We start from the raw sequence: 26,874 nt of genomic DNA, 5'->3' as shown, positions 1-26,874 counted from the left end.
TAAGCCCGGAGGAGTGCGGCCCGAAGCGCCCGGCACGCGCACCCGCCACGCCGTCGGAGTCATTCACGTACGTCCGGAAGAAGGAGGACGGCCCTCCGCCCGGCGGGCGCGCACCGGCCGGGCGCGCGCGCCGGACGCGCCGCCCCGCCCACAGAGAAGGACACCGTCATGACCTGCACCTCGTGCCGCCGGGACCTGCCGGACGCGGCCCGGTTCTGCCCCTCCTGCGGTACGCCCTGCCCCGTACCGGCGGGCACCGCGCCGGACGACGAACGCAAGCTCGTGACCGTGGTGTTCTGCGACCTCGTCGGTTCCACCGCGCTCTCCGGGACGCTCGACCCGGAAACGCTGCGGTCCGTCACCCTGCGCTACTTCGACCTGATGAGCCGTCGGATCGAGGCGTGCGGGGGCACCCCGGAGAAGTTCATCGGTGACGCCGTGATGGCGGTGTTCGGCGTCCCCGTGGTCCGCGAGGACGACGCGCGCCGCGCGCTGGCGGCGGCGCTCGGCATGCTGGACGCCCTGGACGGGCTCAACGCCGAGCTGGACGCGGCCCTCGGCATCCGGCTGGACGTCCGTATCGGCGTCAACACCGGGCAGGTGGTCGCGGGCGCCGACGCCACCGCGCGACAGGCGCTCATCTCGGGCGAGACCGTCAACATCGCCGCACGGCTGGAACAGAACGCCGGCCCGGGGGACATCCTCATCGGCCCGCAGACCCTGCTCGCCGCCGGACCCACCGTGACCGTGGAGGAGGTCGGCCCACTGCGGCTCAAGGGCAAGACGGAGTCCGTCCACGCCTACCGGTTGCTGGCCCTGGGCGCGGACGACCCGGAACTGCTCCGCCGCTTCGATGTGCCCTTCGTCGGACGGGAACGCGAACTGGCCGAACTGGACGCCGCGTTGGACCGGGCGGCGACCGGCAAGGGCGCCCAGCTGCTGCACATCGGCGGCGAGGCCGGAATCGGCAAGACCCGGCTGGCCCGCGAATGGCTGCGCCGCCGGACGGAGATCTCGGCCCTGCCGTACGGGGCCGGGCGGTGCCGCACGTACGGCGACCACGGCACGCTCGCCCCGCTCGCCGACGCCGTACGGGACCTGCTCGCCGCCGCCGGGACGGACATCACCGGGAACCGGCACGGACCGCCCACCGGCTCGGCCGCGGCCGACGAGGCGCTCGCCCTGCTGACCGGCGGACTGCTGCGCGACGGCACCCCGAACTCCTCGGTCGACGACACCTGCGCCGCCCTGGCCGTCGTGCTCGAACTGCTCGCCAGGCGGCGCCCGGTGGTCCTGCTGCTCGACGACTGCCACTGGGCCGGCCCCGCCCTCCTGGAGACCGTGGACCGGCTCGTCGGCCTGCTCGGCCGGGCCGCCGTCCTGGTGGTCCGTCTGGCCCGGCCCGACCTCCTGGACGGCCGGACCAGCACCGGGGAGCCCGTGGACCCCGGGCGCCGGACGCTGACCCTCACCGGTCTCTCCGGCACCGAATCCGCCCGACTGGCCGCCGGGCTGGCCGACCTCGACGCCCACCAGGACACGGCACCGGCCGGACTGCTCGCCCGCGCCGAGGGCAACCCCCTCTACCTGGAGCAACTGCTCGCCACCTCCGGGACCGGCACCGGACCGCTCGGTGACGGGGACGACGAACTGCCCGCGACCGTACAGGCGTTGCTCGAAGCGCGGATCGGCGCGCTGGGCCGGGGCGAGCGCACCGCACTCGATCTGGCGGCGATCGTCGGCCGGGAGTTCACCGAGCGGGAGCTGGTCCGGCTGTCCCGGACGGGCCCCGGGCCCGACGGCCGCCCCACCCCGCCGTCCGCCGGCGGCCCGCCCGGCGGGCGCGGCGACGTCGTCGTGCCGGCGGCGCTGGCGCGTCTCAGCCGCCGCCGGCTGATCGAACCCGGCCCCGCCACCTCCGGCCAGGGACTCTTCCGGTTCAGCAGCGGACTCGTCCAGGAAGTCGCGTACCAGTGCATGTCCAAGCGCGCCAAGGCCGAACGCCACGAACGGGCCGCCGAACTGCCCAGCGTCCTGCGCGGCGGCGACGGCGCGATCGGCGGACACCTGGAGCGCGCCCACCGCTACCGCGCAGAACTGGGCCTGCTCGACGAGCGGACCGAGACCCTGCGCGGCCGGTCCGTCACCGCGCTGACCCGCGCCGGCACCCAGGCCCTCGCCCGCTCCGACCTCCACTGGGCACACGACCTCCTCGGCCGCGCGGCGCAGCTGTGCCCCACCGGCGAACAGGCCGCCGTCCCGGCGCTGCGCGCACTCGGCGAGGTCCGCGTCGCCCTGGGCCGCACCGACGAGGGCCGGTCCCTGCTCACCCAGGTGCTCACCACCGCCACCGACCCGGTGGAGACCGCCCACGCCCGGCTCGCCCTCGCGGTACTCGCCACCCGCCCCGATCCCGACGCGATCACCGGGACCGTGCACGCGGTGCTGCCGGTCTTCGAGGCCGCGGACGACGCGACCGGACAGGCCAGGGCCCATCTGCGACTGGCCCAGCAGCGGCAGCGGGCGGGCCGCCACGACGAGGCGTACCGCTACCTCGGCCGCGCCCTGCGGCACGCCGTGCGCGCCGAGGCCGAACCCGAACGCGCCGCCGCGCTCGGCGCGATGGGCGTCTCGCTGTGGCGCGGCCCCGAACCCGTACCGACCGCGGTCGCCCGCTGCCGGACCCTGCTCGCCGAACACGGCGGCGGCAGACGGACCGTGCGCGTCACCCTCAACTGCCCGCTGGCCGTCCTGCTCGCCCTCCAGGACCGCGCCGACGAGGCCCGGGACTGCCTCGCGGAGGCCGACCGGCTCGCCGGTGAGCTGGGATACGCCGAGGCCGAGGTCTTCCTGCCCGTCTTCCGCGCCACGGTCGAGGCACTGCTCGGCCGCCGTCAGGAGGCGCTGGACCTGGTCCGCCGGGCGGACGAGGCGGCCCGCGCCCTCGGCGCCCCGGGGATGCTGGCCGCCGTCGGCCTGGACACCGCCCGTCTGCTGCTCGACGCGGGCCGCCCGGCACGGGCCCGGCAACGGCTGACCCTGGTCGGCCCGCCGGAGGCACTGCCGTACGCCGACACGATCGACCTCGACGGGCTGCTCGGCCGGCTGGCCGCCGCCGAGGGCGCCGCCGAACGGGCCCTGCGCCACGTGGAGTCGGCGGTGGCGGCCGCCGCGCGGACCGACTCCCCGCTGGTGCAGGCGGTCGCCGCACTGGACCGGGCGGAGACCCTGCTGCTGCTGGGCCGCCGCACGGAGGCCGCGGCTTCGGCCCGGGTGGCGGGCGCGCGGTTCTCGGACAAGGGCCATCTGCCGGGCGTACGACGGGCCGGACGGCTCGCCGCACGGGCGGCCGGGGCCACGGACACGGAAAGGAGCTGACGGATGAGGACAACCGGCACGGCGCCGGGCCACGGGCTCACCTGGAGTCTGCGTGGCCGCAGCCCAGACGACGTACCCGTCTCGGCCGACTACGGGCCGGTGCCACCGGCCCGTACATCGCCGGAGGCGACCGGGCGGGGCATTCGCGTCTGCGTGGTCGACTCCGGAGTCGAACGCGACCATCCGCTGGTCGGAACGGTCGACGGCTCCTGGGTCGTCGTCAAGGACCAGGACACCGGGACGATCACGGTCGAACCCGCCGGACCCGCCGACATCGGCGACACCTGCGGACACGGCACCGCCTGCGCGGGGATCATCCGCCGGACCGCCCCCGACTGCGAACTCCACAGCGTCCGGGTGCTCGGCGAGCGGTTCTCCGGCACCGGGGACGTACTCATCGGCGGCCTGCGCTGGGCCGTGGAACAGGGCTTCGACGTGGTGAACCTGAGCCTGTCCACCACCCGCGCGCGGTTCGTCGAGGAACTGCACTCCCTGGCCGACAGCGCGTACTTCGCCCGCACGGTGATCGTCGCGTCCGCGCACAACACCCCGGTCGAGAGCTTCCCCTGGCGGTTCGCCTCGGTCATCTCGGTGGGCAGCCACCAGGAGGACGACCCCGGCCTCCACCTCTACAACCCCGAACCGCCGGTGGAGTTCTTCGCCCCCGGCCAGAACGTCTCCGTGCCCTGGCTCGGCGGCACGACCATCCGCACCACCGGGAACAGCTTCGCCACGCCCTACATTTCCGGCCTCTGCGCCCGCATCCTCTCCGAACACCCGAGGATGACCAGTTTTCAGCTCAAGAACGCCCTCTATCTCTCCGCGGCCAATGTCCGATACGGCCCGCGGCAGTCCACGTCGGCAGGAGAGGTGTCCGATGACTCCGAGAAGTGAACCCGCCCTTGTCACCGAACCGCCCACGGCGGCGGAGCACCCCTGCCGGGAACTGCTCCAGTCGGTCGTCGACGTCGCCCGCGCCATCTTCGGCGCCCAGGCCAGCTCGGTGTTCCTGCTCGACGAGGAGGCCGACGAACTGGTCTTCCAGGCCGTGTCCGGCCAGGGCGAGGAGTTCCTGGTCGGCCGCAGGTTCCCGGCCGGACGCGGCATCGCGGGCTGGGTGGCGACCTCCGGCGAACCGATGGTCGTCGACGACCTCACCGCCAACACCTCCTTCGACCGCTCCCTCGCCGAGTCCACCGAGTTCGTACCCGACTCCCTGATGGCCGCCCCGCTCATCCACGGCTCCCGTGTGCTGGGCGTCCTGGAGGTGCTGGACCCGTCCCCGCAGGCGCGTTCCAGCCTCCAGGACCTCGATCTGCTGGCGCTGTTCGCCCGGCAGGCGGCCGCCGCGCTGCGGGTGGTGACCGACCGCGCCACCGATGTCCCCGCTCGCGGGACATCCTGGCGAACCGGCCCCTCACTCGGCCCTGACCAGCGGGCGGACGCGCTGCGACTGCTCGGAACCCTGGAGGAACTGCTCCGCGAACCGAGCTGAACCGCCCCGCTGCCGGAAGGTGGCCGGGCGAACCGGTCCGCGGGCGGCGGGTGCTCGCTATTCTTCCGAGCTATGACCCATCAGCGTGGGCACAGACGCGGCCGGGACGCGGCGGCCGGGAGGACACCGGGCACACCGCGCCCTCCCCGGTGCGACGCCCCAAAGGGCGGCCCCCCGCTCCGCCGGCCGGGGCCGGGGGCCGCCACCGGTACGGAACGGGTCCGCCCATGAGCGCGGACACAGCACCCGTACCGCCGGACGCCCGCACGTCCGAGCCCTGGCGCGAGTTCGGCGTCCGGCTGCGGCAGTGGCGCAGACGGGCCGGACTCACCCAGGCCCAGGTCGGAGCCAGGGTCGGATACGACCACACCGCCATCAGCAGGCTCGAACACGGGAGCCGGAAGGCGCCACCGAGGCTGGCGCGCAGGCTGGACGACCTGCTGACGGCGGGCGGCGAACTGCTGGCCGCCTGCGAGGCGGCCGACACCGCCGGGCGCACCGGCCCCGCCGAACCGGACCCCGCGCCACGGCCCCCGGCCGCCGTCGCGCCGCGCCCGCTGCCCGGTGAGCCCGAGGGCGACGCCTCGCTCTTCGCGCTGCCGCCCGGGGTCACCCTGCCCACGAGTCTGCCCGCGTACGGGCTGAGGTGCCCGGTGCACGGCGACAACGGCTGCTCGGTACCCCGCCTCACGGACGCCGTCGCCCTGCACTCCGCGTTCTGCGCCCTCGGCCCGGCCACCACGTCGAGCCCGGCCCTCGACGACGACACCGTGCACGCGCTGACCGCGCTGCTGGCCGCCTGTCTGCGGGCCGACGAGGAACGGGTCTGGCCGGACGCGGCCGCCCTCGTCGAACGCACCCTGCACGCGATCACCCGCTGGATGGCCGTGCCCTCCATGCCGTACCACCGCAGACTGGCGCCGCTGGCCGCCGAGTACGCCCAGTCGGCGGGCTGTCTTCGGCTGTTCTGGGGCCGCAACGGGACGGCCATGGCCTGGCTCGACACCTCCCTGGGCTGGGCCGCCATGGCGGGTGACGCCGGAGTGGAGGTGGCCGCCCTCGGTGACATGAGCACACTGGCCCGGCTGGAGGGGGACGGACCCTCGGCACTCGCGTACGCGCGGGCGATGGGGCGGGCCGCCGAGGGCCGGTACTGGGCGGGGGCGCTCAGCGAGCTGTACCAGGCACGCGGGCACGCCGTCCGGGGGGACGCCCCGGCCACCCTGAGCCACATCGACCGCGCCCGGTCCCTGACGGACCTGGCGGACGAGCGGGACGGGACGCGGGCACCCTGGCTGTCCGTCGCCTCGCTGCGGCTGCGCGTGGAGTCCGGTGCGGCCGGAGCGCTCCGGGACATCGCGGCGGCCATCGGCGACCGGCGGCTGGCCCTGCGCGCGGTCGAGTCCGGCCGGACCGCGCTGAGCCTGCTCGCGCCGGGGATGCACGCGTCGCGGGCGCTCTTCACGATACGGATGGCGGACAGCTACGCCTGCGCCGGTGACCCGCAGGCCGCCCTCGCCGTCGCCGAACCGGTACTGGCCGTCGCCACGGCGGGCGAGTCGACGCTGCTGGGGCAGGAGGTGCGCGGTCTGCGTCTGAGGCTGGCCCCGCGGTGGGCCGGCCGGGCCGAGACGGCCGACCTCGCCCGCCGGACCGGGGCCGGGGTCCGGCGACCGGCCGCCGCCCGGGACGCGTGACGGTGCGGGATCGGGGCACCGGACCGGAGGAGCGACGGTGCGCAACCGTCGGGCGCGCGGCCCGCGCGGCCCGCGCGACCGGCCGGGCCGTCCCGCCCACGACCGTCCCACGCCCTGGCCGCCGCCCTGCGGTCCGGTCGGACGATGGGATGATTGACACGCCGCTCACCCCGCACGGCACCTGTCCGCGCCCAGGCCCGGTTCCCCGGTGAGGGCGGCCGGCCGGGGCGGGACGACCGATGAGTATTGAGGAGAAGCGATGGTGCACGAACGGGCCGGGAAACCGGCGCAGTCCGGGGATCTGGTGGACGTGGCGCGACTGGTGACGGCGTACTACGCCGGCCACCCCGACCCGGCGGACCCGGACCAGCGAGTGGCCTTCGGCACGTCGGGGCACCGGGGCTCGTCCCTCGCCGCGGCCTTCAACGACGACCACATCGCGGCCACCACCCAGGCGATCTGCGAATACCGGACCCGGCAGGGCACCGACGGGCCGCTGTTCCTCGGAGCCGACACCCACGCCCTGTCCGAACCCGCCAGGGTCACCGCACTGGAGGTACTGGCCGCCAACGGCGTCACCGTCCTCATCGACTCCGACGACGGATACACCCCCACCCCCGCCGTCTCGCACGCGATCCTGACCCACAACCGGGACCGCTCCGGCAACGGCCGGGCCGACGGCATCGTGGTCACGCCCTCGCACAACCCGCCCGCGGACGGCGGCTTCAAGTACAACCCGCCGCACGGCGGGCCGGCCGGCTCGGACGCCACCTCCTGGATTCAGGACCGGGCGAACGCCCTGATCGAGGGCGGTCTGAAGGAAGTACGCCGGATCACGTACGCGAAGGCACTGGCCGCCCCGACGACCGCGCGCCACGACTTCCTCACGGCGTACGTGGACGATCTGCCCGCCGTCCTCGACCTGGACGCGGTCCGCGACGCCGGGGTGCGGATCGGCGCCGATCCGCTGGGCGGCGCCTCCGTCGCGTACTGGGGCAGGATCGCCGAACGCCACCGCCTCGACCTCACCGTGGTCAACCCGCTCGCCGACCCCACCTGGCGGTTCATGACGCTGGACTGGGACGGCCGGATCCGGATGGACTGTTCGTCGCCGCACGCCATGGCCTCGCTGATCGAGCGGCGTGACGCGTACACCATCGCCACCGGCAACGACGCCGACGCCGACCGGCACGGCATCGTCACCCCCGACGGCGGGCTGATGAACCCCAACCACTACCTGGCCGTGGCCATCCGGTACCTCTACTCGCACCGTGACGGCTGGCCGGGCGATGCCGGCATCGGCAAGACCCTGGTCTCCTCCTCCATGATCGACCGGGTCGCCGCGGACCTGGGACGCCGGCTGGTGGAGGTCCCGGTCGGCTTCAAGTGGTTCGTCGACGGCCTCTTCGACGGCGGCCTCGGTTTCGGTGGCGAGGAATCGGCCGGCGCGTCGTTCCTCCGCCGCGACGGGCGGGTGTGGACCACCGACAAGGACGGCATCCTCCTGGCCCTGCTGGCCTCCGAGATCACCGCCGTCACCGGCAGCACCCCCTCCCAGCACTACGGCGAACTCACCGCCCGCTTCGGTGACCCCGCCTACGCCCGGGTGGACGCCCCGGCGACCCGCGAGGAGAAGGCCGTCCTGGCCAGGCTCGCCCCGGACCAGGTCACCGCGGACACCCTGGCGGGCGAACCGATCACCGCGGTCCTCACGGAGGCCCCCGGGAACGGCGCGGCGATCGGCGGGCTCAAGGTCTGCACCGAGAGCGCCTGGTTCGCCGCCCGCCCCTCGGGCACCGAGGACGTCTACAAGGTGTACGCCGAGAGCTTCCAGGGCCCCGGCCATCTGGCCAGGGTCCAGGAGGAGGCCCGCACCCTGGTCTCGACCGCACTGGGCACGGCCGGCTGAGACACCGCCCGCCCCTGCCGGGCGGCCGGGCCCGCACGGTCCGGCCGCCCCACGGCGGCGCGCCCGGACACGGCCGTGAACGCGCCGCGCCGCTCACCTCGGGCGACGATGGGTCCATGACTGTACGAGGTATCGATCACGTGGGTCTCACCGTCCCCGACCTGGAGACGGCGACCCACTTTCTCGTCCGCGCGTTCGGTGCCAAGATCCTGTACGACACCCTGCGCCGTGAGGAGGAGCCCAGGAAGGGTCCCGACCTGGAGAAGCGGCTCGGTGTGCCGAAGGGCACCCGGCAGCGCGCCATCCGGATGCTGTCCCTGCCGAACGGACCCGGCGTCGAACTCTTCGAGTTCAGCGGCCCCAGGCAGGAACCCCCCGTACTGCCCTGCGACTTCGGTTGGCAGCACGTCGCGCTGTACACCGACGAACTGGACGAGGCCGTGGAGAACTGTGTGTCCGCCGGGGCCGCCCTCCTCGCCCCACCGCATCCGTTGCCCGGCCCGGAGGAGGGCGAGCGCAACAGGTTCGCCTATCTGCGCACTCCCTGGGGAAGCATCCTGGAGCTGGTGAGCTACCCCGATCCGCAACCGTACGAGCGGACGACGGCCGAACGGCGCTGGCGCCCCTGAGGACGACGGCCGACCGGCAGGGCACCGGCCGGAGCACATCCGCTCCCGGCGCCCGCGACCGTCCGGCTCAGGCGTGTTCGCGCACGTCGGTCACCACGTCCTTGTCCAGCGCCGCCCGCACCAGACCCGCCGCGAGGACGGCCGGCCCCCGGTCGCCCGCCAGGTCCGCCAGTTTCTCCGGCGCGGACGGCAGTCCCAGCCGCTCCGCGCCCTGAAGGGCCTTCCCGTCCAGGTAGGGCGCCGTCTCCGGCCATACGGCCTGTACCTCGCGGAGGAAGATGTCCGCCCCGGCCGGACCCATGCCCGGCGCCCGGCGCAGCCCCGCGCGCAGCGCGTCGAGGTCGCCGTCGGCCTCCTCGCGCAGGTGCCGCAGATCACCGCCGTACGCGTCGAGCACCAGATGGGCCCCGTCGCCGAGCTGGGTCGCGGTCCGTTCGTCGTAGCGCCGGTAGCCGCCCTCGCCGAGGGCGTCGACGCGCTGCTGCCAGGTCGCGTCCGCCATCTGCCGCGGACCGCGCATGCCGTGGCCGAACAGGGCGCGGGCGGCGGCGACGGCCACCGACGCCCGAATCCGGGCGCTGAGGAGGTCGCTCAGCACCAACAGCTGGTACAGCGGCTGCGGGGTGTCTCGCAGCCGGATGCCCGCCTCGGCGGCGTAGGTCTCACCGTGCCGGGTGAGCAGGGTGTCCACGGTCTCTCGGCTGGTCACGAAGAGCCTCCCGGGGCCTCGTGGGCGACTTGGCGCAGGGTGCGTCCGGTCCTGGCCGAACGCGCGTGGTGGGGGTCGGGCGTCCCGGGACGGTCGTGGACGGCCCGCTTGTCGTTGGCCTTGATCAGCAACCAGGCGTCCTCGCCCATTCCGGCGCCCTCGTGGCCGCCGCGGAACCGGGTGAGGGCGAACTCGCCGCGCAGTTTCGCACCGTCCAGCCAGAACGTGGCGTGGCCCTGTTCAAGGGATTCGTCGAACGGTACGGGCGCTCCGCGCCGGTCGTGGCTGAGCGGCCGGTAGGTGCCCTGGTCCCAGACGATGACCGTGCCGCCCCCGTACTCGCCCCGGGGGATGACGCCCTCGAATTCGCGGTACTCCAGCGGATGGTCCTCCGTCGGCACCGCCAGCCGTCTGTCGCGCGGATTCCCGGAGGGGCCGCGCGGTACCGCCCAGGACTTCAGTACGCCGTCGACCTCCAGCCGGAAGTCGAAGTGCATACGGCGGGCGTCATGGATCTGTACGACGAACCGTGGCGCGTCCCGCGCCGCGCCGCCCGATCCGCGCGGCTCCGCCGTCGTACCGAAGTGTCGTCTGCCGCGGTAGGTCCGCAGCGCGTCGTGGTCGCTCACGTCCGGTTCCTTCCTCCGACGCCCGTCCCGTGGCTCCTCGGTCCTCCCGCCTTCCGGTCTTCTCTCCTCCACTGTTCCCCACTGTGCCGCTGTCGGCCACGGACCGCACAACGGCACCGCGCGGCCCGCCCGTGCCGCGCGCCACGGCTCCCGCGATCACACCATCCGCATTGGTGCTGTTTGCGGCTTTCGTCATCGGGCACTCGGGGGCTGAGCGCGGAACCGGTAGTTCCGCCGTACGTTCCCACCACCCCTTGGAGTTCCGATGCCGGAGCAGCACACCAGCCCGTTCGCCACGGTCGACCCGTCCTCCGGGAAGACGCTCGCGGAGTTCCCCGTGATCGAGGGGGAGACGGTCGACGCCGTTGTCGAGGACGCCGACCGGGCCTTCGGCGAATGGCGGCGGAAGACGATCGGGGAGCGGGCCGCCGTGGTCGGCCGGGCCGCCGGGATCATGACCGAACGCAAGGAGGAGCTGGCCCAGCTCGTCACGCTCGAAATGGGCAAGCTGATCTCCGAGGCGCGCGGCGAGGTCGACCTCGCCGCGTCGATCCTCACCTACTACGCGGAGCACGGCCCCGGGTTCGCCGCCCCGGAGACCCTGGAGGTCGACGAGGGCGAGGCGTACCTGCTGCACGAACCGCTCGGGGTGCTCCTGGGCGTCATGCCGTGGAACTTCCCGCTGTACCAGGTGGTGCGCTTCGCGGGCCCGAACCTCGTCCTCGGCAACACCGTTCTCCTCAAGCACGCGGGCATCTGCCCGCAGTCCGCGCTGGCCGTGGAGGAGATCTTCCAGGACGCGGGCGCCCCCGGCGGCGTCTACACCAACCTCTTCGTCACCCACGACGAGATACCCCGCGTCATCGGGCACCCGGCGGTACGCGGCGCGTCGCTGACCGGCAGCGAGCGGGCCGGCTCCCAGGTCGCCGAGCAGGCGGGGCGGGCGATGAAGAAGAGCCTGCTGGAGCTGGGCGGCAGCGATGTGTTCATCGTGCTGGACGGGGAGAACCTGGAACGCACGATCGGCGCGGCGACGGCGGGCCGCATGTCCAACACGGGGCAGAGCTGCGTGGCCTCCAAGCGCTTCGTGGTGGTGGACGAGGTCTACGACCGGTTCGTCGACGGCATGCGGACCGCGTTCGCCGCGCTGCGGCCCGGCGACCCCGCCGACGAGAACACCACGCTCGGCCCGCTCTCCTCCGAACGGGCGGCCGTCGGCCTGGTCGAGCAGATCCGTGAAACCGTGGAGCAGGGAGCCGAACTCGTCATCGGCGGGAACCGGATCGACCGGCCGGGCGCCTACGTCGAACCGACCATCCTCACCGGGGTGAGGCCCGGGATGCGCGCGTACGCCGAGGAACTGTTCGGTCCCGCCGCCGTCATCCACCGGGTGGCCGACGAGGACGAGGCGGTGGCTCTGGCCAACGACAGCCAGTACGGCCTCGGCGGCTCGGTGTTCTGCGCGGACGTGGAGCGCGGCCGCGCGGTGGCGGAGCGTGTGGAGACGGGCATGGTGTGGGTGAACCACCCGACCTCCACCCAGGCCGACCTGCCGTTCGGCGGGATCAAGCGCTCGGGGTACGGGCGCGAGCTGGGCAAGCTGGGCATGCAGGAGTTCGTCAACAAGAAGCTGGTACGGGTCCTGCCGCCGGACGCCGAACTGCGCGCCATCGCGGGCTGACCCCGCGGCGCTCCCGGGCCCGCGACGGGCCCGTACCGACGCGGAACGCCGGATCGTCGGCCGTCGCGGCAGCATCCACAGTGGCGGCACGCCGTTCAGCCCGGTGTGCCGCCCGCCGCCCGGCCCACCGATTCGACCAGTGGAAGCAGCCGGTGCGGCACCCGCTCGCGCAGCGCCACGTCCGTCCGGGTCCTGACCACACCGGGCAACCGGATCAGCCGCTGGATCACGTCCTCCAGATGCCCGTTGTCCCGCGCCACGACCCGGGTCAGCAGATCCCCGTCCCCGGTGGTCGAGAACGCCTCCACGATCTCCGGGACGACGGTGAGCGCGTCACCCACCTCGTCCAGACGGCCCTGGGTCACCTCCAGACGGACGAACGCGAGCACCGGGTGACCGAGCGCCGCGGGTGACAGGACCGGGCCCGTACCGGTGATCACCCCGTCCCGCTCCAGCCGGTCGAGCCGGGCCTGGAGAGTGCCCCGGGCGATCCCGAGGAGACGTGCGTACTCGCGCACGCTGGTTCGCGGCCGCTCGATGAGCAACGTCAGGATGCGGGCGTCGAGGGCGTCCACCGCCATGATCCGTTGGCCTCTCCGTGGTCCGTCGAAAGGGATCGTCACTGTACCAATGGCGCAGTGCTGTCCCGTCGATTTGAGCCAGTGACCGGTGGGGTGCTTTGCTCTGTCCGACGATGGCGCCGCGCGGCGCCGGACGGCGACGAAGCCGCTTTCCGGAGACGCGGCGCCTTCGCTGTGCGAAGAGGTGTATGACGAGCCGGAGGGGGCGGTCGGACCGTCGTGAGGACCATGCGGAACGCGCGGACGGCGCGAGGGGCGCGGAGCGGGAACACCGGGACGGCCCGTACGTCCCGGACCGTCGCCACGGGAACGAAGAAGCTGTTCACGGCCCCCGATCCGGGCCGGCTGCGATTGCGCAGTGCCGGCCGCGCCGTTCTCGGCGTCGGTCTGGCCGTCGCTGTCTCCGGGGCGGCGGACCGGTCATTGATCATGGCTGTCACCGGGGGACTGGTGGCGCTCCTCGCGCTCTTCACCGTCACCGATCCCACGGTCAGGAACCAGGCGATCACCACGGCGCTGCTTCCCGTGGTGGGCTTTCCCGTGCTCGCGCTGGCGACCGCGCTCCATGACCGGCCGCTGTCGCGGGACGCCCTGTTCCTCGCCGTGATCGGTGCCGGGGTGCATGCCCGCCGGTGGGGCCCGCGTGGTCACGCCCTGGGGGTCTTCGCGTTCATGACGTTCTTCCTGGCGCAGTTCCTGCACGCGGTGCCGGCTCAGCTGCCCCAGCTGTACGCCGCCGTCGCGGTGGCCCTTCTCGCCTCGTCGTCGGTCCGCTTCGGGCTCTGGTGCTACGAGCGGGGCCTGCCGACGCCCCGCCCGCCGGCCCCGCCCGGTGGCCGTGGCATCGAGCGTCCCGCCACCCGCCAGGCCGTGCAGGCCACGGTCGCGTGCGCGTTCGCGCTGGCCGTCGGCCAGTTCCTGTCCCACGACCGCTGGTACTGGGCGGTCGGCGCCGCCTGGTGGATCTTCGTGAACACCGCCTCACGCGGCGAGACGCTTGTCCGCGGCTTCCGGCGGGTCCTCGGCACGGCCCTGGGCATCGTCGCCGGGCTCGCGATCGCGGTCCCGCTCCACGGCAACGCGGTCCTCACCTCCTGCCTGGTCGCCGTCTGCGTGGGAGGGATCTTCTACGCGGCCGCTGTCTCCTACAGCTGGATGATGTTCTTCGTGACCGTGCTGGCCGGGGTGCTCTACGGCCTGCTCGGGGTCCTCGACCCCGGACTCCTGGTCCTGCGGCTCGTCGAGACCGTCACGGGGGCCGTCGGCGCGGCACTGGCCGTGCTCCTCGTTCTGCCGCTCACCACCCATGCCACGACCGACGCCTGGATTCAGCGCGCGCTGCGTTGTGTCCATCTGTGCACGGCCGAGGCGGCCGCCCGGCTCGCGGGTTCTCCGTCCGCCGACCCCACAGACCGCATCGTCGAGCTCGACCTGCTGCTCGAACGCGTACGCGTCTCCGTCGCCCCTCTCGTGCACCCGCTGAACCCGTCGCGGGCCCGTAAGGCCCGCGCCCGACGAGTTCTCGCGCTGCTCGACGACTGCGCCGGCCAGGTGCGCGGGCTCGCCTCCGTCGCCGCGGACCCGGACGCCTCGCACGACGCCCGGCTGGCGGCTGCCTGCCGGCGCGTCGAATCCGCGCTGAAGGCCCTCACCACGCCGGCCCTCACGACACCGACCCGTACAGCACCGACGCTCACGGCGCCGGACGCGAATTCCGGGTCCACGGCCCCCGGTTCCGTTCCGCCTCCCCTGGGCGCCGGGCCCGCTCTGACCCACCTTCACGGCCTGGAACACGCCCTCGCGGAACTCGTCACCCCCCTGAGGAGTGCGCCGCGCGCTCCCCTCGTACCCTCGTAGTCGGTCGTGACAGGCACCCGAGCGGTGCTTCGTACGCCGGACGTACACGGGCGGTACGGGTGGGATGTCGGCAGGCCGACGCGGCGAGCGGGACCGACCGCCGTTCAGACCGCGCGCCGCGCCGGGGACACCGGGTCGGCCCTGTGCGGGACGGTCCCGGGCAGGCGTTCGCGCTGGGTCCCGGTGAGAGTACGGACGACGAGGACGCCGGCCACGGCCGCGCCGACGACGGCCGTGTCGGCCGTCAGCAGGAACGGGAGGTCCGTGTACGCGCGTGCGATGACGCCGTCGGCGCTCTCGGTGTACATCAGACCCACCCCGCTCAGGGAGCCGGCCAGCCACAGGCCCCACCACCAGTTCACGACGCGGGGCAGCCGTTCACCGGGGGCACTGGCGCGGTGGATGTCCACGACGATCCCACGGGGTACCCACAGATTGACGACAGGGACGATCCAGCCCGCGTAGACCCATGGCCAGGCACGGCGCGGGCGCTCTCCCGAGAGTGCCCGGGCGTTGTCCCGGGCACGCGACAGCCACATCAGGAAGGCGATCGCGCAGAGCACCGTGGCCGCGTCCCCCAGGGAACTCACGAAATGGTAGGTGTTCTCCAGCGCGGTCAGCGGGCGGTGCCGGCCGCCGCCCTGCTCCGGCGGCCCGGACGACGGCTGCCCCGCCGCGGCGAGCCGGATCTGCCATACGGCCCGAGCCGCCCAGGCCGCGCCGGCGAGAGCGAGGGTGGTGACGGCGCAGCGCGCCGGTCCCCGGACCGAGCGCACGGCGGACGGCTCTGTGTGATCCTTCATGCGGTCATCCTCCCGTACGGGAGGACACGTCCTCCGTACGCCGCCGGTTCCCAGCCCTCAACCCGGACCGGAAACCGGGAAGTCGGGCGAACGGCCGGCGTGCCCGACCGGATCAGCGGGCAGGAGCGGCCGGCCCGCGTGCGGGACGGCCGAGGCGGACCGGCACACCGGGGGAGTGGAGAACACTGACCGGAGCACCGCTCGGCGCCGGAAGGCCGGCGGACACGATCAGGTTCTCCTCGCACGTGATGAGTTCGGCGCGGTACAGGGGCCAGCGCGGGTGCTGGTTCGACAGGTACCCCGTTCTGCCGAAGAACCGGTTGTGCATGCCCCATCGCGCCGTGAGGAAGTGCTCAAGCTCAGTGGGCTCCCGAACGCGCTCCCCGGTCCGTACGCTGATCCGGCTGTACGCGCCCCGGGGGCCCGGCCACCGGCGGGAGCCGGCGTAGGTGACGGTGTCGCCGGCGGTGCGGACGCTCATACGGGACCACAGATACGGCAGCCGGAAGCAGATCCGGCCCATCACCACCGGAATCAGCCGCGAGGCGTCCATCGAACGGAAGACCACACCCCGCCGCCCGTGCCCGTCCACGGAGTACAGGCGCACGTTGGTCTCCGGAAAGGAGCCGAGGTAGGGCACTGCGGGCAGCCGGAGCCATCCGACCCGGTGCATCCGGAAGGCGACGAGCCCGATGTACGTGAGCCCGTCGTGGGTGTCGGGAACGGTCCCGCGCGGCAGCAGGCCCGCGACGACGTCCGGCTCGACCGCCCAGTGGATGAAGGTCAGGTCCAGCCACTGCTGGGTGAGGAGCGGGGCGGGTATCGCGACAGGAGGGTCGAGGGCGACAGCGGTCGGCTTCTGCACGGTCTCAGGATGCCAAAGGGAACAGCCCCCCGGCCGTTCACGGGGCCGCGCCACCGCGCTCGCCCGCCGTCCGCCCTCCCGGGGCACCGATCGCCGCCCCGGTGGGGGGACGGCGTCCTCGGCCATCGGTGCCGCGCGACGGATCGGGTATACGGCCCGCGTGAAAGAACCACGTGCCACGACAGAGGCGTCAGCCACTTCGGCACCCCTCAAGAAGACCCTCACGACATCGCTCCTGTACTTCTTCATCCTCGGGGACGTACTGGGCGCGGGCGTCTACGTGCTGGTGGGCCAGGTCGCGGCGGAATCGGGCGGCGCCGTCTGGGTACCGCTGGGTGTGGCGCTCTGCCTCGCTCTGCTGACCGCCGCCTCGTACGCCGAACTCGTCACGAAATACCCCCGCGCGGGCGGGGCGTCCCACTACGCGACCCTCGCCTACGGGCCCTTCACCGGATTCCTGGCGGGCTACTGCATGCTGGCCGCCGGTGTCGTCTCGGTCGCCGCGCTGACCCGCGGTTTCGGCGGGGACTACCTGACCGAGTTCGTCACCCTTCCGGTCGTCGTCGTCTCGATCGTCTTCCTGGCCGCTCTCGCCCTGCTCAACGCCCGCGGCATCAGTGAGTCGACCCGGGCCAACGTGGTGGCCACGGTGATCGAGGTGGGCGGGCTCCTGCTCGTCATCGGGCTCGGCGCCTGGGTCATCCTCCGCGGCGACGGCGAACTCGGCCGGCTGACGGATCTGGGCACCGGCGGGAAAGGACCGGCCGCGGCGGTCCTGAGCGGGGCCGTGCTGGCGTACTACTCGTTCGTCGGCTTCGAGACGTCCGTCAACGTGGCCGAGGAGACCCGTGACCCCCGCCGCTCCTACCCACGGGCGCTCTTCGGGGCCCTGATCACCGCGGGTGTCGTCTACGTCCTGGTCGGCATCGCGGCCTCGGCCGTCGTACCGACCAAAACCCTGGTGCGGTCCAGCGGCCCGCTGCTGGAGGTGGTCGACGCGGCCGGCGGGGTACCCACGTGGATCTTCAGCGCCGTCGCGCTCGTCGCCGTCGCCAACGGGGCACTGCTCACCGGCATCATGTCCTCACGCCTCGCCTACGGCATGGCACGCGACGGGCTGCTGCCGTCCTTCCTGGCCCGGGTCCTTCCCGGCCGCCGCACGCCCTGGGCGGCGATCGCCACCACCACGGCGCTCTCCCTGCTGCTGGCCCTGACCGGTGACGTGGCCGCCCTGGCCGCCACGCTCGTCCTGCTGCTGCTCGTGGTGTTCTTCATCGTCAACACCGCCGTTCTCGTGCTGCGCCGGGACCGGGGAACACGCGATCACTTCCGGGTGCCCGCCGTGCTCCCCGTGCTCGGCGCGGCGTCCTGCGTCCTGCTCGCGACCCGGATCGAGGCGGAGATCTGGCTGCGGGGGCTGCTCGTGCTGGCGGTCGGTGTCGCGCTGGGCGTGCCGGCCGCGCTACGCGAACGCCGCGAGCGGAGCTCCGGTCCCGAGGGAACGGGCGGCTCCGGTACCGGCTGAACCGAGCGGAACACCCGTCAGCTCTTGCGGCGCGACAAGTATTCTCACCTGTGGATGTTCCTTCCGCCCCGTGAGGCGGCCAGAGCGGAAGTAGGGAAGAGCGTGCGGCCCATCGGTCCTCCGTCCCCAAGAACAGGCGGCCTGCCACTGCCCGTACCGGACGAGGGAACACCCCCGGCCGGCACCGTCCTCACCATGCTGCTCGTGGAGGACGACGACGGGGACGCGCTGCTGGTGGAGGAGATGCTGACGGACACCGGGCTGGTCACCGAGCTGCGGCGGGCCCGGTCGCTGGCGGAGGCGGAGGCCGCCCTGCGGAGCACACACACGCCCCAGTGCGTACTGCTCGACCTTCACCTGCCCGACGCGCAGGGCCTGGACCTCGTCCGGGCGATCCTGCGGGCATCGCCCCGTGCCGCCGTCGTCGTCCTGACAGGGCTGGCCGAAGAGAGCACCGGGCTGTCCGCGGTCAGTGCCGGAGCCCAGGACTACCTCCTCAAAGGGCTCATCGAACCTTCCGCCCTCGGAAGGTCGATCCGCTACGCGGTCCAGCGCCGCCAGAGCGAGCGGGCCGCGTCCGCCATCCAGGCGAGCCGGCTGCGCGCCGAGGAGAACGCCCGCCTGGAGCGAGGGCTGCTCCCTTCCCCGCTCCTGCGTTCCGACACCATCCGCGTCCACGCCCGGTACGAACCAGGCCGCGAGCAGGCACTGCTCGGAGGCGACTTCTACGACGTGGTGGAATCGTCGGACGGCAGCGTCCGCGCCCTGATCGGCGACGTCTCCGGCCACGGCCCCGACGAGGCCGCCCTCGGCGTCTGCCTCCGTGTCGCCTGGCGCTCCTTCACCCTCGCTGGAGCGCGGGGCGACACCCTGATGCATCTGATGGAGGAGATCCTCAACGCCGAGCGCGCCCGGGAGGAGATCTTCGCCACGGTCACCAGCCTGACCTTCTCGCCCCGGCTGGACACCGTGACGTCACAGCGCGCGGGGCACCCGCCCGCGCTCCTCATCTCCCACACACGCGGCGCGGAACTGGTGGAGACCGAGGGCGGGCCGGCCCTCGGTCTGCTGCCCGCCGGGCTGGCCCGCTGGCCCGAGACCGAACTCGCCCTGCCCCCGTCAGGAGCCCTGGTCCTGTTCACCGACGGCCTGTTCGAGGGGCGCACCGGTCCCGGGGGGCAGCGCCTGGGCGAAGAGGGACTTCTGGCGCTGGCCCGGAAGCACGCAGGGCTGCTCGCCGGAAGCCTCGTGGACACGCTCATCACCGAGACGCAGGAGCTGTCGGCCGAGTACGGCGGGCACAAGGACGACCGGGCCGTCGTGCACCTGGAATGGGGCAGGTGAGCGAGCACCGCGCGGCTCCGCCCGCTACCGGTGGAGGACACCGCCCGGCCGGCCGGTCCTTCCCCGGCGGGCCGGCGGTTCGAGGAAGGGCCCACCGGGCCCTCGGAGTGATGGGGGACGGGCCGCCCCGGCGCTCCGGGGCGGTGTGGGATGATGCCCCGGTCCTGAGACAGGGGGAGGTCGGAGGGTGGACGACTCACACGGTGCGGACCCGTTCACGGCATCCGCGCCGCCGAGGGCGGCCGTGCTGGAACTGCGTTCGCTGACGGACCCGCCAGGGGTGCGCGCGGCCGGTGAGGTCACGCTGACCACACGCGCCGCGTGGGAGCACGCGCTGGAGAGCCTGGTGGGAGGGAGCGGCGATGTCTATCTGGACCTGTCGTCCGTGTCCTTCGTCGATGTCGCGGGCGCGTCCGCCGTGGCGGTCGCGGCCCAGCAGCTCGGCACCGGACGATCCATGGTCCTCAAGGCACCGCCACGCCCGCTGCGGCGCGCGTTGGAACTGTTCTGGCCCGACTTGTCAGCGATCGAGGTGACGACGTGACGCAGGTGTCCGAACCGTTCGTTCATCCGGCGCTGTTCTACCGGGACGACCAGGAATACCTCGCCGGGACGGTGCCGTTCGTCCAGGACGGTCTCGCCGCGGGCGAGCCGGTGGCGGTGGCGGTCCCGGGCAGCAGGCTCGGTCTGCTGCGCACCGAACTGGGCACGGACGCCGGGGCGGTGCGGTTCATCGACATGGCCGACGCGGGGCGCAACCCGGGTCGGATCATTCCCAAGGTGCTGCGGGCCTTCGCCGACGCCCATCCCGCCGGACGGGTGCGCATCATCGGGGAGCCGATCTGGCCCGGCCGTACCGAGGCCGAATACCCCGCCTGTGTGCAGCACGAGGCGCTGATCAACGCCGCGTTCCACGACCGGGACGTCACCATCGTCTGCCCGTACGACGCCGCGCGGCTGGACGAGGCGGTGCTCGCCGACGCGTACGCCACACATCCCGTGGTCGTCGACGCGGGACGTGAGGAGCGCAGCGGGACGTACGACCCCGACCATGTCGTCGCCGTCTACAACCAGCCGCTGGCCCGTCCGTCGCGTGCGGCCGCCTTCGCCTTCGGAGCCGAGCTCCTGCCCGGCGCGCGGGACTTCGCGGTCGACCGGGCCAGGCGTCTGGGCCTGACGGACGAGCGGCTGGAGGACTTCACCCTGGCCGTCGCCGAGCTGACCACGAACAGCGTGGTGCACGGTGGTGGATCGGGCACGGTACGCGTCTGGACACAGGACGGACAGGTCCTGTGCGAGGTCACGGACGCGGGGCACCTGGCCGACCCGCTCGCGGGCCGCCGCCCGCCGCCGCCCGAACAGATCGGCGGCCGGGGACTGCTGATAGTCCACTACCTCACCGACCTGGTCCGCGTGCACACCGGCCCCGAAGGCACCACGATCCGCTTCCACCTGGCGAACTGACGCCCGGCGCCCCTCCCGCGCACGCACCGCGGAGAGGGGAAGGGCGGGCGGGATCGCGGCACGCCGCTCCGCGCTCCAGCCGTGCCCGGCCGACGGCCGGACGACGCGTCCGGTGCGGACCGGACAGTGGTCAGGTCCGGACCAATACGGGCACGGCTGCTACCGTCTGCGCGGAAGAGCGCGGTTGTTCGAACGACCGCGGCCACTCGGCGAAAAGGGGATGCACGGTGGGCGGCAACGGTGTGGGGCGGCGGGCGTTCATCGGTTCCTTCACTTCGGCGGGCGGGAGCGGCATCACCGCCGCCGCGGTGGACCCGGAGACCGGCGCGCTGACCGTACTGGGTGCCACGGACACCGTCCCCGACCCCTCGTTCCTCGCCCCGGCCCCCGACGGCGCCGCGCTCTACGCGGTCAGCGAGACCGGCCACGGGGCCGCCGCCGCGTTCGACATCAGCGGCGAACTGCCCCGCCCGGCCGGTGAGGTCCGTCCGGTGGACGGCGAGGCACCCACCCATCTGGCCCTCGCGGGCGGCCACCTCGTCACCGCCAACTACGGCTCCGGAAGCGTCACCACGGTCCCGGTCCTGGCCGACGGCACCCTGGGCGCAGCCGTGTCCGTACTCCGGCACCAGGGCGGGGGCCCGGACCCCGACCGTCAGGAAGGTCCGCACGCCCACCAGGTGCTGCCCGACCCCTCCGGGAACTGGGTGCTGAGCGTCGACCTCGGCACCGACTCCGTACGGGTGTGCGCGCTCGACGCGCACACCGGCGCACTGCGCGTGCACAGCGAGACACCGCTGCGCCCCGGGACCGGGCCGCGTCATCTGGCCTTCCACCCCGGCGGCGGTCACGCGTACGTCGTCAACGAGCTGGAACCGACCGTCACGGTCTGCCACTGGGACTCCTCCGCCGGAACACTCGAACCGCTCGGCGAGACGGCCCTCCTGCCCGACGACGCGGTCACCGACCCCGAGGTACGTGTCTATCCGTCCGAGATCGTCGTCGCTCCCGGCGGACGGTTCGTCTGGACCGCCAACCGGGGCCACGACAGCATCTCGGTCCTCGCCCTCGACGCGACGGGCGAGCGGCTGTCCCTGGTCACGACCGTGGACTGCGGTGGCCACTGGCCGCGCGACCTGGCCCTCGACCCCACCGGCCGGTGGCTGTACGCGGCCAACGAGCGCTCCGGGGACGTCAGCTGGTTCGGCGTCGACCCGGCGACCGGAGTTCCTGCCCTCGCGGGCTCGGTCGACGTACCGGCCGCCTCCTGCGTCGTCTTCGTCTGAGGCCGTACGCGTCCGCGTACGCCTTCCACGACCGGCGCGGACACCCCGTCGGGCGCGGAACGCGACGGCGGGGCCGGTACCGGTTCATCCGATCGGTACCGACCCCGTCGCACACCGTGCTGACCGGCTGAAGCTCCCCCTCACCTGCCCGGCGGACCGGGGTCAGTGGACCTGTACTCCCTGCTGGACCGCCGGGGAGATGCCGAGCGCCGCCGTGTACTTGGACAGGACGAGCTTCCCGATCGCCGGATAGGCGCCGAGCGCGTCGGCCGTCGCGCAGCCTGCCTCCTTCGCCGCGGAGTCCAGCAGTCCGTCGGCGATCTCGGGACCGACCAGGTACGGCGCCAGCGCGAGCTGGGCGGAGCCCGAGTTCTTCAGCTGCTCGGCGATCGAGGCGACCGAACCGTCCACGTCGAGTGCGGCGGCCATGACCGGCACCGCGAGCCGGGCGGCCAGCAGCATCCCGGTGATCCCGGCGGCCCGCACGGCCTCCTCGCCGCCCACGGTGGCCAGCACGATGCCGTCGGCGGCGGTGGCCACGGTGAACAGCCTGGCACGGTCGGCGCGGGCCAGGCCCGCCTCCGCCAGCCGTACGTGAAGGGCTTCCGCGAGCAGCGGGTGCGGACCGAGCACATCGGTCAGTTCGACCGGCGCGCGGCTGTCCATGACGGCCTGCCGTATCCGCCGGATCAGCGCGCTGTCCGGACCGGCGAGCAGGGGCACGACCACACCGGCCGGACCCTCGGGTGCGGAGACCTCATGGCCCGCGGCCTTCGCCTGCTCGAAGCGCGTGACACGCTCGGCCGCGGCGTGCGCGAGCACGGACGTCAGCGTCGGGAACTCCTCGTCGTCGCCGTCGAGGTACCCGATCCGTGCGTTCAGGCCGGGCAGCTCGGAACGGGCGATGCTGATGACCTCTTCGGCGAGGCTACGAGTGGCCGGCGAAGGGGGGCCGGGAACGGCCAGGACGAGCGCGGCGGCGCCCTCGGGTGCGACCACGGGCTCCGGGCGGCGGTGCCGTCCGGACTGGCGAGGTCGCGGCATTCGTACAGGCAGGCCGGAAGCGGGCCCAGTGGGGGTGCTCATGGCGCCGCATGCTACTGGTTTTGGGTGGTCTGCCGCGCGGGGAGGGCCCGGTCAAACGTTATCTGTCCGCTTTTATCCGATGAGTGGCTTAACTTCCGAATGCCCCGCTCTGTCTCATGACTGTCTCCGTCTGTTCGACCCGCTGTGGGCGGTGTTCCTCACCCGCCCGGCTCCGGCCCGGTGTGGGCGCCCGGTATGTGAAGCAGTGTCGGATGGAGCGGCAGCCGCAGACCGTCCGTGGCCAGCGCCCGGGCGATCCGGAACGCCCCCGTGAGGGGACCGTCGGTGGCGGTCACCGGCGTCGCGTACGGGAGCTGCCGCGCCAGTTCCTCGCGCAGCGGTACCAGGAGCGGAGCGCCCATCCGGAACAGTCCACCGGTCAGCGCCACTTCGTACGGCCCGTGCCCCTCCCCGGCCTCGTACGGTCCGGCAGCCGCTCCGGTGTCCGGGCCGCTGTCCACGCCGGTCCCGGGTGCCGGTGGGCAGACCGCGACGGCGGCCTCCGCGATATGACGCGCCGCCTCCCGCAGGATGCCCGCCGCGACGGGATCGGCCGCCGCGCAGCGGGCCACCTCCGGGGCGAAGGAGGCGAGCAGGGCCGGCCGGTCGGTACGCGGATAGAGCAGACCGGGCAGTTCGGACGCCGGACCGAACACCGCTCGCAGCCGGGCCAGCAACGTGGCCGACCCGCCGCGCCGCCCGTCGTGGGCGCGCATCGCCGCTTCGAGCCCGGCCCGGCCGATCCACGCCCCGCCACCGCTGTCGCCCAGCAGATGACCCCAGCCGTCCGCCCGCCGCCAGCTCGTCAGATCCGTGCCCAGCGCGATCATGCCCGTGCCCGCGGCGACGACCGCCCCGGGCCGTTGGCCGACCGCTCCCGCGTACGCGGTCACCGCGTCGGCGGCCAGTGCGAGCCTTCGTACACCGAGGGCGTTCTCCAGCGCGGCGGGAAGTTCCGCGCGCAGCCGGTCACCCAGCGTCGCCATCCCGGCGGCCCCCACCGCAGCCGCCACGACCGGCACCTCGCCGTGTCCGGCCCCCCGGGCCTCCGTGCGCAGTTCCGCGACGGCGGGCAGCAGCTGTGCCAGCAGATGTCCGGCGTCGATCCCCGACGGACCCGTGCGTACCGGTTCGGCGCAGCCGGCCGTGACCACCGGCACGTCGCCGTCGCCGGAGCCGGCAACCGGCCCGAGGGCCACGCGCAGCCCCGAACCTCCCGAGTCGACCCCGAGCACCCATGGCACTCCGGCGCCCGCCGTGCCCTTCACGACGGCGGCCCGGCGGGGAGGAGGGCGCCCCGTGGTCCCGGAAGCCGGCGGCGCCCACCGCTGCCGTCCGAGGAGCCGCGCGACCTCATGGACCGTCCCCAGGAAGAAGTGACGAGTGACGACGGCAGCCTAAGGGCTGTCCCGAGACCCGCCTCTCCCGGGGCTCCTCCCGGGAGTCGCCCTCCGGGCCGGCGGACGGAGACAGGGGCAGGAGGAACACCCCCGCTACGCCGGTAGAGTGATCTTCCGTGACAGCACGACCGTTGAACGAAGTTGTCGAGCCCGGCTGGGCCGAGGCATTGCGCCCGGTGGCCGGACGTATCGCCGAGATGGGTGATTTCCTGCGTGCGGAAGTGGCGGCGGGACGCACCTATCTGCCGGCCGGGGCGAACGTCCTGCGTGCCTTCCAGCAGCCCTTCGACGAGGTACGCGTCCTGATCATGGGTCAGGACCCCTATCCGACACCGGGAATGGCCGTCGGGCTCAGCTTCTCGGTCGCCCCCGAGGTCACCCGGCTGCCCGGCAGCCTGGAGAACATCTTCCGGGAGCTGCACGCGGACCTGGGGCTGCCGCGCCCGTCGAACGGCGACCTGACGCCCTGGACCCGACAGGGTGTGCTGCTGCTCAACAGGGCGCTGACCACCGCGCCCCGCAGGCCGGCGGCGCACCGGGGCAAGGGCTGGGAGGAAGTGACCGAGCAGGCCATCCGCGCTCTGGTCGGGCGGGGAACGCCGCTGGTGTCCGTGCTGTGGGGGCGCGACGCCCGCAACCTGCGCCCCCTGCTGGGCGATCTGCCCGCCGTCGAGTCCGCCCATCCGTCCCCCATGTCGGCGGACCGGGGTTTCTTCGGTTCACGGCCCTTCAGCCGCACCAACGATCTGCTGGCCCGCCAGGGCGCCCTGCCCGTGGACTGGCGCCTGCCCTGACCGGCGGTGATCCCGGCGGCGCGGGTCACAATGGGCCCATGGACACCTGGGCGGAAGAGAGCGGTACGGCCGGGGACGGCACCGGGCACCGGCTGACACTGGAGGTCCGTCCCGGCGCGGAAGGCGGCGGGATTCTGATCGGGCTGCGAGGACGGGACGGGGAGGAGGACGTCACCCTGTCCCGTACTCCCGCGGCCGTACGGGAACTGGCCGCCGCCCTGGTCCGCGCCGCCGACGAGGCGGAGCGCGTGCGGTCGGCGGACCCGGTGACCGTCGAGGCGCGGGAACTGCGGCGCGGTGACGTGCGCGACGGTGAGCGTGTGATGACCGTGGAGCGGGTCAGGGTCGACGGGGACGACGCGCACATCACCTGGGTGTCGAACGGCGGACGCACCTGGACCCAGAGCTACGCCGCCGACGCGGGGATCGGTCTCCGGCGCCGGGGCTGAGCCCCGCGTCGGCGGCCCGGCCGGAGCGGTCAGCGCGACGACGTCTCCGGCCGGAACGGAACCGTCCGGAGCGGTGATCCGGGACGCGGACCGGTTCAGACCGATCGGTGGTACTGCTGGGGGACGCGCACGTCGCCGCCCAGTTCCCGCGCGGCGCGGTGCGCCCACGACGGGTCCCGCAGCAGTTCACGGCCGAGGAGCACCGCGTCCGCCTCGCCGTTGGCGAGGATCTTCCCGGCCTGCCCGGCCTCGGTGATCAGACCTACGGCGGCGACCGGCAACCCGGTCGCGCTCCTGACACGGGCCGCGAACGGCACCTGGTACCCGGGGCCTACCGGGATGCGTACCCCGGCGGCGTTGCCTCCGGTGGAGACGTCCAGGAGGTCCACGCCGTGCTCCTTGAGCAGGGCCGCGAACCGCACGGTGTCGTCACCGGTCCAGCCGTCCCCGTCCAGCCAGTCGGTGGCGGAGATCCGGAAGAACAGCGGCTTGTCCCGCGGCCACACGGCCCGCATGGCGTCGACGACCTCAAGGGCGAAGCGGACGCGGTTGTCGAAGGAGCCGCCGTAACCGTCGGTGCGGTGGTTGCTGTGCGGGGAAAGGAACTCGCCGATCAGATAGCCGTGCGCGCCGTGCACCTCGGCGACCTCGAAACCGGCGTCCAGCGCACGCCTGGCCGCGTCGGCGAACTGGCCCACGATCCGCTGGATCTGATTTGCCGACAGCTCTGTGGGTACCGGATGACGCTCGTCGAAGGGCACCGGGCTGGGACCCAGCGGCTGCCAGCCACCCTCCTCCGGGCCGAGCGGCGCGCCGCCCGTCCAGGGCGCCGCTGTCGACGCCTTGCGCCCGGCATGAGCGATCTGGATGCCCGGAACGGTGCCCTGCGACTTCAGGAAGTCGGTGATCCTGCGCAGCGCGGCGACCTGGGTGTCGTTCCAGATGCCGAGGTCCGAGGGGCTGATCCGGCCCTCCGGGCTGACGGCCGTCGCCTCGGTCAGGATCAGACCGGTCCCCCCGATGGCGCGCGCCGCGTAGTGGGCGAAGTGCCAGTCGGTGGCGACGCCCGTCCCGGGGCCGGAGGACGCGGCGGAGTACTGGCACATGGGTGCCATCCAGACCCGGTTCGGGAAGGTCAGCGACCGGAGGGTCAGAGGCTCGAACAACGCGCTCACGGGGGCTCCATTCTCGTGCGGGGGAGGGCAGGGAGCTGCCGCCCCGTCTTGTACGATAGACCTCGTAGTACGCTAAGTGTCAAACTACGATGGTTCTCGTACAACGGGGCCCGGACGA

At 73.5% G+C, this 26,874-nt stretch carries 23 protein-coding genes; 15 read left to right on the top strand and 8 right to left on the bottom strand.

What is annotated here, in order from left to right; genetic code table 11:
* Nucleotides 1-168 precede the first annotated feature (168 nt).
* The 6 genes from PZB75_RS01630 (at nt 169) to PZB75_RS01605 (ending at nt 9,108) form a co-directional block, all read left to right on the top strand.
* The gene (locus PZB75_RS01630) at nt 169-3,378 is read left to right on the top strand and encodes an adenylate/guanylate cyclase domain-containing protein (protein ID WP_275533475.1); all 3,210 of its coding nucleotides are present in this window, start codon (nt 169-171) and stop codon (nt 3,376-3,378) included.
* A gap of 3 nt (nt 3,379-3,381) precedes the next feature.
* Complete coding sequence (locus tag PZB75_RS01625; protein ID WP_275533474.1) at nt 3,382-4,272, top strand: S8 family serine peptidase; 891 nt, start codon at nt 3,382-3,384, stop codon at nt 4,270-4,272.
* The gene (locus PZB75_RS01620; RefSeq protein WP_275533473.1) at nt 4,256-4,873 is read left to right on the top strand and encodes a GAF domain-containing protein; all 618 of its coding nucleotides are present in this window, start codon (nt 4,256-4,258) and stop codon (nt 4,871-4,873) included. Before PZB75_RS01625 ends, PZB75_RS01620 begins: the two co-directional genes overlap by 17 nt.
* Nucleotides 4,874-5,100: 227 nt before the next feature.
* On the top strand, nt 5,101-6,570 hold the full coding sequence (locus PZB75_RS01615) for a helix-turn-helix transcriptional regulator (RefSeq protein ID WP_275533472.1): 1,470 nt from the start codon (nt 5,101-5,103) through the stop codon (nt 6,568-6,570).
* Nucleotides 6,571-6,829: 259 nt separating this feature from the next.
* The gene (gene pgm, locus PZB75_RS01610) at nt 6,830-8,479 is read left to right on the top strand and encodes a phosphoglucomutase (alpha-D-glucose-1,6-bisphosphate-dependent) (RefSeq protein WP_275533471.1); all 1,650 of its coding nucleotides are present in this window, start codon (nt 6,830-6,832) and stop codon (nt 8,477-8,479) included.
* A gap of 116 nt (nt 8,480-8,595) precedes the next feature.
* A complete protein-coding gene (locus PZB75_RS01605) occupies nt 8,596-9,108 on the top strand; it encodes a VOC family protein (RefSeq protein WP_275533470.1) in 513 nt (170 codons plus the stop codon).
* Between the two features lie 67 nt (nt 9,109-9,175).
* Here the strand turns inward: PZB75_RS01605 and PZB75_RS01600 are convergent, their stop codons facing one another.
* The gene (locus PZB75_RS01600) at nt 9,176-9,817 is read right to left on the bottom strand and encodes an endonuclease (protein ID WP_275533469.1); all 642 of its coding nucleotides are present in this window, start codon (nt 9,815-9,817) and stop codon (nt 9,176-9,178) included.
* Nucleotides 9,814-10,446 carry a DNA polymerase ligase N-terminal domain-containing protein gene (locus tag PZB75_RS01595; RefSeq protein ID WP_275533468.1) on the bottom strand — a complete coding sequence of 211 codons (633 nt, stop codon included), beginning with the start codon at nt 10,444-10,446 and terminating at the stop codon, nt 9,814-9,816. Before PZB75_RS01595 ends, PZB75_RS01600 begins: the two co-directional genes overlap by 4 nt.
* Before the next feature lie 265 nt (nt 10,447-10,711).
* Here PZB75_RS01595 and PZB75_RS01590 point away from each other — a divergent pair, with 265 nt between their 5' ends.
* Complete coding sequence (locus tag PZB75_RS01590) at nt 10,712-12,127, top strand: NAD-dependent succinate-semialdehyde dehydrogenase (protein ID WP_275533467.1); 1,416 nt, start codon at nt 10,712-10,714, stop codon at nt 12,125-12,127.
* A gap of 95 nt (nt 12,128-12,222) precedes the next feature.
* Here the strand turns inward: PZB75_RS01590 and PZB75_RS01585 are convergent, their stop codons facing one another.
* On the bottom strand, nt 12,223-12,708 hold the full coding sequence (locus tag PZB75_RS01585; RefSeq protein WP_275533466.1) for an Lrp/AsnC family transcriptional regulator: 486 nt from the start codon (nt 12,706-12,708) through the stop codon (nt 12,223-12,225).
* 228 nt (nt 12,709-12,936) lie between these two features.
* Here PZB75_RS01585 and PZB75_RS01580 point away from each other — a divergent pair, with 228 nt between their 5' ends.
* Entirely contained in the window at nt 12,937-14,565 is a 1,629-nt protein-coding gene (locus PZB75_RS01580) for an FUSC family protein (protein ID WP_275533465.1), read from the top strand.
* A gap of 104 nt (nt 14,566-14,669) precedes the next feature.
* Here the strand turns inward: PZB75_RS01580 and PZB75_RS01575 are convergent, their stop codons facing one another.
* Both PZB75_RS01575 and PZB75_RS01570 read right to left on the bottom strand, forming a co-directional pair.
* Entirely contained in the window at nt 14,670-15,368 is a 699-nt protein-coding gene (locus PZB75_RS01575) for a DUF4328 domain-containing protein (RefSeq protein WP_275533464.1), read from the bottom strand.
* 112 nt (nt 15,369-15,480) lie between these two features.
* Complete coding sequence (locus PZB75_RS01570) at nt 15,481-16,233, bottom strand: DUF2071 domain-containing protein (RefSeq protein ID WP_275533463.1); 753 nt, start codon at nt 16,231-16,233, stop codon at nt 15,481-15,483.
* A 160-nt stretch (nt 16,234-16,393) separates the two neighbouring features.
* On the opposite strand from PZB75_RS01570, the gene PZB75_RS01565 reads away from it, so the two are divergent.
* The 5 genes from PZB75_RS01565 to PZB75_RS01545 all read left to right on the top strand — a co-directional run bounded on the left by PZB75_RS01565 (nt 16,394) and on the right by PZB75_RS01545 (nt 21,852).
* Nucleotides 16,394-17,758: an APC family permease gene (locus PZB75_RS01565; protein ID WP_275533462.1), complete on the top strand. Its 1,365-nt coding sequence runs from the start codon at nt 16,394-16,396 to the stop codon at nt 17,756-17,758.
* A gap of 195 nt (nt 17,759-17,953) precedes the next feature.
* Nucleotides 17,954-19,102, top strand: coding sequence for a SpoIIE family protein phosphatase (locus tag PZB75_RS01560; RefSeq protein WP_275533461.1), 1,149 nt, complete (start codon nt 17,954-17,956; stop codon nt 19,100-19,102).
* Nucleotides 19,103-19,289: 187 nt separating this feature from the next.
* Nucleotides 19,290-19,646 (top strand): STAS domain-containing protein, encoded by a 357-nt coding sequence (locus tag PZB75_RS01555; protein WP_275533460.1) that lies wholly within the window; start codon nt 19,290-19,292, stop codon nt 19,644-19,646.
* Nucleotides 19,643-20,566, top strand: a complete 924-nt coding sequence (locus PZB75_RS01550; protein ID WP_275533459.1) for a sensor histidine kinase — start codon at nt 19,643-19,645, stop codon at nt 20,564-20,566. The genes PZB75_RS01555 and PZB75_RS01550 overlap by 4 nt, the downstream gene beginning before the upstream one ends.
* A 227-nt stretch (nt 20,567-20,793) precedes the next feature.
* Nucleotides 20,794-21,852 (top strand): lactonase family protein, encoded by a 1,059-nt coding sequence (locus PZB75_RS01545; protein ID WP_275533458.1) that lies wholly within the window; start codon nt 20,794-20,796, stop codon nt 21,850-21,852.
* Nucleotides 21,853-22,014: 162 nt separating this feature from the next.
* On the opposite strand, the gene PZB75_RS01540 is transcribed toward PZB75_RS01545, so the two are convergent.
* Both PZB75_RS01540 and PZB75_RS01535 read right to left on the bottom strand, forming a co-directional pair.
* On the bottom strand, nt 22,015-22,938 hold the full coding sequence (locus tag PZB75_RS01540; RefSeq protein WP_275533457.1) for a hypothetical protein: 924 nt from the start codon (nt 22,936-22,938) through the stop codon (nt 22,015-22,017).
* Between the two features lie 158 nt (nt 22,939-23,096).
* Nucleotides 23,097-24,206, bottom strand: a complete 1,110-nt coding sequence (locus PZB75_RS01535) for a BadF/BadG/BcrA/BcrD ATPase family protein (protein WP_275533456.1) — start codon at nt 24,204-24,206, stop codon at nt 23,097-23,099.
* Between the two features lie 248 nt (nt 24,207-24,454).
* On the opposite strand from PZB75_RS01535, the gene PZB75_RS01530 reads away from it, so the two are divergent.
* Both PZB75_RS01530 and PZB75_RS01525 read left to right on the top strand, forming a co-directional pair.
* Nucleotides 24,455-25,132 (top strand): uracil-DNA glycosylase, encoded by a 678-nt coding sequence (locus tag PZB75_RS01530; RefSeq protein ID WP_275533455.1) that lies wholly within the window; start codon nt 24,455-24,457, stop codon nt 25,130-25,132.
* A gap of 38 nt (nt 25,133-25,170) precedes the next feature.
* Nucleotides 25,171-25,581, top strand: a complete 411-nt coding sequence (locus PZB75_RS01525; protein ID WP_275533454.1) for a hypothetical protein — start codon at nt 25,171-25,173, stop codon at nt 25,579-25,581.
* 95 nt (nt 25,582-25,676) lie between these two features.
* Here the strand turns inward: PZB75_RS01525 and PZB75_RS01520 are convergent, their stop codons facing one another.
* The gene (locus PZB75_RS01520; protein WP_275533453.1) at nt 25,677-26,756 is read right to left on the bottom strand and encodes an NADH:flavin oxidoreductase/NADH oxidase; all 1,080 of its coding nucleotides are present in this window, start codon (nt 26,754-26,756) and stop codon (nt 25,677-25,679) included.
* Between the last annotated feature and the right edge of the window lie 118 nt (nt 26,757-26,874).

Origin of the sequence: Streptomyces sp. AM 4-1-1, from assembly GCF_029167625.1 — a bacterium.
GTDB lineage: Bacteria > Actinomycetota > Actinomycetes > Streptomycetales > Streptomycetaceae > Streptomyces.
Note: the sequence above shows the minus strand (reverse complement) of the source record. Positions and strands in the feature narration are given on the sequence as shown.